General features: G+C 51.8%; 6 protein-coding genes and 1 riboswitch. Of the genes, 2 read left to right on the top strand and 4 right to left on the bottom strand.

Translation table 11 applies throughout. The features are described 5' to 3' along the window. The 4 genes from ACUU1I_RS19115 to pgi form a co-directional block, all read right to left on the bottom strand. On the bottom strand, positions 1-683 hold a 683-nt coding region (locus tag ACUU1I_RS19115; RefSeq protein WP_449144882.1), incomplete at its 3' end, for a capsule biosynthesis GfcC D2 domain-containing protein. Beyond that, on the bottom strand, positions 680-1,318 hold the full coding sequence (locus tag ACUU1I_RS19110) for a YjbF family lipoprotein (RefSeq protein WP_001341739.1): 639 nt from the start codon (positions 1,316-1,318) through the stop codon (positions 680-682). The genes ACUU1I_RS19115 and ACUU1I_RS19110, both read right to left, overlap by 4 nt. A 113-nt stretch (positions 1,319-1,431) precedes the next feature. Further along, positions 1,432-1,674, bottom strand: coding sequence for an exopolysaccharide production protein YjbE (gene yjbE, locus ACUU1I_RS19105; protein ID WP_000757328.1), 243 nt, complete (start codon positions 1,672-1,674; stop codon positions 1,432-1,434). 461 nt (positions 1,675-2,135) lie between these two features. Beyond that, positions 2,136-3,785 carry a glucose-6-phosphate isomerase gene (gene pgi, locus ACUU1I_RS19100; protein WP_000789986.1) on the bottom strand — a complete coding sequence of 550 codons (1,650 nt, stop codon included), beginning with the start codon at positions 3,783-3,785 and terminating at the stop codon, positions 2,136-2,138. A gap of 236 nt (positions 3,786-4,021) precedes the next feature. Next, positions 4,022-4,218: riboswitch (Lysine riboswitch) on the top strand. A gap of 91 nt (positions 4,219-4,309) precedes the next feature. On the opposite strand from pgi, the gene lysC reads away from it, so the two are divergent. Beyond that, a complete protein-coding gene (lysC, locus tag ACUU1I_RS19095; protein WP_001290322.1) occupies positions 4,310-5,659 on the top strand; it encodes a lysine-sensitive aspartokinase 3 in 1,350 nt (449 codons plus the stop codon). Positions 5,660-5,911: 252 nt separating this feature from the next. Next, positions 5,912-6,006 (top strand): DUF3811 domain-containing protein (gene yjbD, locus ACUU1I_RS19090; protein WP_075328393.1); only part of this gene is annotated, 95 nt, incomplete at its 3' end.

Here is a 6,006-nt window from a genome sequence, read left to right as displayed (position 1 = left end):
GGAGTCTCACTCCAGACGGAATCTGCGAGGCCAACATAAATAATGCTGCCGGGCATCGGCTCTACGTGACGCTTGTTCCAGTAAGCCACCGGCGCTTTTTGCGTGCGTCCGTCCGGGTAAACGACCCACGCGTAGCTGCGATCCGCACCGCTGAGCAGGCTCTGGTCAGAGAGATAGCTCGCCACGTCGCGACCTGGAGTGAATGGCTGATTGCCAGGATGGCTGATAAGCCCGAACAACGTGACCGTGGACGGCGGTGGTCCGACCCACAGCGTGTAGTTGCCCTGCAACGGCGGGTTACCGCGTTCGGCAACGCGGACGATATCGGGATCAAGATTGATTTTTTGCCTGCCTGTCACTTTCAATGCCTGGATTTGCTGGCGTAAGGCGTTAATGGCGGCGGCATCGTCGGTGCTGGAATCTGCGCCCTGCTCTGCCAGCCGTGTCAGCAACGCCTGCTGCTGACGCAATGCTGCCGCCGTTGCCAGCTCTTCGCTAATCACCGCACCAGGCCACCAGCTGTTTGCCAGTCGAGGTTGCCCTACCAGATCGATTAAATGCTCTGCGCCCGTTAGCGTTTTGGCCTCACTGCTGCCATTGCTGAACACCTTGACGGTTCCTGCCGCGAAGACCGATGACGCTCCCACACTCAAAAGCAACGCGACAATAGTTTGTTTAATCATTGTTTTGCCGCCTTGATGAGAGTGGTTTTCACCGGGAAATAATCCGCGCCGAGATACTGTTCCGACTGGCGAATTTGCCCTTCGCTGTCGATCCAGTAGCGGTTATGCCAGCGCGCCTGGTCGGTGGAGACTTCTTCGTCCAGCACGCGAACCAGGGTTTCATCGCTGCCGACCTTGACGGTATCGGTGCCATCCCATTTGAAGACTGAGCGTGCGGTGGCGTAGCGTACCTGCTGGTACTCGGTCCAGCCCATCGTGCGCGTCCATGTTGCACCATCAACAATTTGTGCGGGTTTAATCAGCGGGTCGGCGGCAAGGTTATTCACTTCAATCAGGTTGTCGCCGCCAAGCAAAGTCTTCACCAGACGACCATGTTGTGTGACAAGAGTGGCTTGATCCTGAGTGACCCATTTTTGTTGTCCGTCTTCAGCGAAGGCCAGCACCACAAACAATTGCGGCCCGCCATTAAGCTGCATGTACTGGCTGGCGTAGGGCATATTTTGAATATCATCGTCCGTCAGCTGTACGCCTGGCGTGCCGAACAGACTGTCCCACAGTGAATTGCCCAGCTCTTTAGTCGTGGCTGAACAGGCCTGTAATAGCAGGCAGATAAGAATGAGTGCAGGTCGCTTCACAACTCTTCTCCAGAGGGGCAGAATAACCACACCGGAGTGTGGTTATGGTAAATCCCTTCATACTTCAAGCCACAGATGCAATGACTCAAATTATTTTGGGGATACATACTTTATTACTGGGTACTGGTGGTCGTGGTTGTGGTGGTCCCGGTATTAGAACCATCACCGCCACCGGTTACCGCGAGCGCGACACCCACCGCCGAGCTTACGGTGCTGACGCTGGTCGCGGAGGAACTCCCCGCCGAAACCGACGTTGCTGCCGACTCTGCCGCTTCGCCCACCTGTACAGGTGCAGCCCACGCAGAAGTCGCCGCAAGCGCAGATATGGCAAAAATGCCATACAGAACTTTTTTCATAACAATTTCCCTTCATTGAATGAATGGAGATTTACCCAAAAACATTTCGGGCGGGATCGAGTATACACAACTAAAGCATGCGAATTACGGCGCGGGGAATTAGCGATGGAGTTTTAGGATAATTGGAATGAATATCAAATATAAGTTTCAACTTATATTTAAATAACAATAAAAATCATAAACTTAAAATAAAAACAAAAGTAATTAATCTGCGTATTCTCCGAAATAAACAACGATTAAAAATCTATTTTAGGATTAACCTCACGGTATGATTTCCGTTAAATCACAGACAAGGGGATTTATCTGATAAAACAATGCCGACTTATTGTCGGCATTGTTTTTAAGGTTATTTAACTCCTCATACTATGCATTAATGTCGATATTGGCATCAGGCTCCGGTTGCCGGATGCGGCGTAAACGCCTTATCCGGCCTACATATCGGCATCAGGCACGCATGATGATTAACCGCGCCACGCTTTATAGCGGTTAATCAGACCATTGGTCGAGCTATCGTGGCTGCTGATTTCTTTATCATCTTTCAGCTCTGGCAGAATACGGTTTGCCAGTTGTTTACCCAGCTCCACGCCCCACTGGTCGAAGGTGAAGATGTTCAGGATCACGCCCTGAGTAAAGATTTTGTGCTCATACAGCGCAATCAACGCACCCAGGCTGAACGGAGTGATTTCGCGCAGCAGGATGGAGTTGGTCGGGCGGTTACCTTCGAACACTTTGAACGGCACCACGTAGTCAAGCGTTGCCGGATCTTTACCCTGATCGCGATATTCCTGCTCAACCACTTCGCGGGATTTACCAAACGCCAGCGCTTCGGTCTGGGCGAAGAAGTTAGACAGCAGTTTCTGGTGGTGATCAGAGAGCGGGTTATGGGTGATAGCCGGGGCGATGAAATCGCACGGTACCATTTTGGTTCCCTGGTGGATCAGCTGGTAGAACGCGTGCTGACCGTTAGTGCCTGGTTCACCCCAGATAATCGGGCCAGTCTGGTAATCCACAACGTTACCGTTACGGTCAACATACTTACCGTTGGACTCCATATTGCCCTGCTGGAAGTACGCCGCGAAACGGTGCATATACTGGTCATACGGCAGAATCGCTTCAGTTTCCGCACCAAAGAAATTGTTGTACCAGATGCCAATCAGCGCCAGCAGGACAGGCAGGTTTTTCTCGGCAGGCGTGGTGGAGAAATGCTTGTCCATTGCGTGTGCGCCAGAAAGCAGTTCAACGAAGTTATCAAAGCCGATGGAGAGAACAATCGACAGGCCAATCGCTGACCACAAAGAGTAACGGCCGCCGACCCAGTCCCAGAACTCGAACATGTTGGCAGTATCAATACCAAACTCGCCAACGGCTTTGGCATTGGTTGAGAGCGCCGCAAAATGTTTCGCAACGTGTTTTTCATCACCTGCCGCTTTCAGGAACCAGTCACGCGCGCTATGGGCGTTGGTCATGGTTTCCTGAGTGGTGAAGGTTTTAGATGCTACCAAGAACAGCGTGGTTTCCGGGTTTACTTTTTTCAGCACTTCCGCGATGTGAGTCCCATCGACGTTAGAAACAAAGTGCATGTTCAGGTGGTTTTTGTACGGACGCAGTGCTTCGGTCACCATGTACGGGCCGAGGTCAGAACCGCCGATCCCGATGTTCACTACGTCAGTGATTGCTTTGCCGGTATAACCCTTCCACTCACCGGAGATAATCGCTTCCGAGAAGGTTTTCATCTTCTCCAGCACCGCGTTGACTTCTGGCATAACATCTTTGCCATCAACCAGAATCGGGGTATTGCTACGATTACGCAGCGCTACGTGCAGCACGGCGCGGTTTTCAGTGCGGTTGATCTTCTCGCCAGAGAACATCGACTTAATCGCGCCCGCCAGATCGCACTCTTTCGCCAGATCCTGTAATTTCGCCAGCGTCTCTTCAGTGATGCGGTTTTTGGAGTAATCCACCAGCATCTGATCGTCGAAGGTTGCGGAGAACTTAGAAAAACGATCGCCGTCTTTAGCAAAAAGATCGGCGATCGTAACGTCTTTCATTTCATCGAAGTGTTTCTGTAGTGCCTGCCAGGCAGCGGTCTGCGTTGGATTGATGTTTTTCATTAGCAATACTCTTCTGATTTTGAGAATTGTGACTTTGGAAGATTGTAGCGCCAGTCACAGAAAAATGTGATGGTTTTAGTGCCGTTAGTGTAATGTTGAGTGTAAACCCTTAGCGCAGTGAAGCATTTATTAGCTGAACTACTGACCGCCAGGAGTGGATGAAAAATCCGCATGACCCCGTCGTTGACAACCGCCCCGCTCACCCTTTATTTATAAATGTACTACCTGCGCTAGCGCAGGCCAGAAGAGGCGCGTTGCCCAAGTAACGGTGTTGGAGGAGCCAGTCCTGTGATAACACCTGAGGGGGTGCATCGCCGAGGTGATTGAACGGCTGGCCACGTTCATCATCGGCTACAGGGGCTGAATCCCCTGGGTTGTCACCAGAAGCGTTCGCAGTCGGGCGTTTCGCAAGTGGTGGAGCACTTCTGGGTGAAAATAGTAGCGAAGTATCGCTCTGCGCCCACCCGTCTTCCGCTCTTCCCTTGTGCCAAGGCTGAAAATGGATCCCCTGACATGAGGTAGTTATGTCTGAAATTGTTGTCTCCAAATTTGGCGGTACCAGCGTAGCTGATTTTGACGCCATGAACCGCAGCGCTGATATTGTGCTTTCTGATGCCAACGTGCGTTTAGTAGTCCTCTCGGCTTCTGCTGGTATCACTAATCTGCTGGTCGCTTTAGCGGAAGGGCTGGAACCTGGCGAGCGATTCGAAAAACTCGACGCTATTCGCAACATCCAGTTTGCCATTCTGGAACGTCTGCGTTACCCGAACGTTATCCGTGAAGAGATTGAACGTCTGCTGGAGAACATTACTGTTCTGGCAGAAGCGGCGGCGCTGGCAACGTCTCCGGCGCTGACAGATGAGCTGGTCAGCCACGGCGAGCTGATGTCGACCCTGCTGTTTGTCGAAATCCTGCGCGAACGCGATGTTCAGGCACAGTGGTTTGATGTACGTAAAGTGATGCGTACCAACGACCGATTTGGTCGTGCAGAGCCAGATGTAGCCGCGCTGGCGGAACTGGCCGCGCTGCAGCTGCTCCCACGCCTCAATGAAGGCTTAGTGATCACCCAGGGATTTATCGGTAGCGAAAATAAAGGTCGTACAACGACGCTTGGCCGTGGAGGCAGCGATTATACGGCAGCCTTGCTGGCGGAGGCTTTACACGCATCTCGTGTTGATATCTGGACCGACGTCCCGGGCATCTACACCACCGATCCACGCGTAGTTTCCGCAGCAAAACGCATTGATGAAATCGCGTTTGCAGAAGCGGCAGAGATGGCAACTTTTGGTGCAAAAGTACTGCATCCGGCAACGTTGCTACCCGCAGTACGCAGCGATATCCCGGTCTTTGTCGGCTCCAGCAAAGACCCACGCGCAGGTGGTACGCTGGTGTGCAATAAAACTGAAAATCCGCCGCTGTTCCGCGCGCTGGCGCTTCGTCGCAATCAGACTCTGCTCACTTTGCACAGCCTGAATATGCTGCATTCTCGCGGCTTCCTCGCGGAAGTTTTCGGCATCCTCGCGCGGCATAATATTTCGGTAGACTTAATCACCACGTCAGAAGTGAGCGTGGCATTAACCCTTGATACCACCGGTTCAACCTCCACTGGCGATACGTTGCTGACGCAATCTCTGCTGATGGAGCTTTCCGCACTGTGCCGGGTGGAGGTGGAAGAAGGTCTGGCGCTGGTCGCGTTGATTGGCAATGACCTGTCAAAAGCCTGCGGCGTTGGCAAAGAGGTATTCGGCGTACTGGAACCGTTCAACATTCGCATGATTTGTTACGGCGCATCCAGCCATAACCTGTGCTTCCTGGTGCCCGGCGAAGATGCCGAGCAGGTGGTGCAAAAACTGCATAGTAATTTGTTTGAGTAAATACTGTATGGCCTGGAAGCTATATTTCGGGCCGTATTGATTTTCTTGTCACTATGCTCATCAATAAACGAGCCTGTACTCTGTTAACCAACGTCTTTATCGGAGAATAATTGCCTTTAATTTTTTTATCTGCATCTCTAATTAATTATCGAAAGAGATAAATAGTTAAGAGAAGGCAAAATGAATATTATCAGTTCTGCTCGCAAACGAATTCCCGTACACTGAACTCTCTGGCTCACTGAGGGCACCATCATGGCACTCCCCCGTATTACCCAAAAAGAGATGACTGAACGCGAGCAGCGTGAACTTAAAACACTGCTGGATCGGGCGCGGATTGCGCATGGTCG

Source organism: Shigella sp. SIG3, assembly GCF_053555855.1.
Note: the sequence above shows the minus strand (reverse complement) of the source record. Positions and strands in the feature narration are given on the sequence as shown.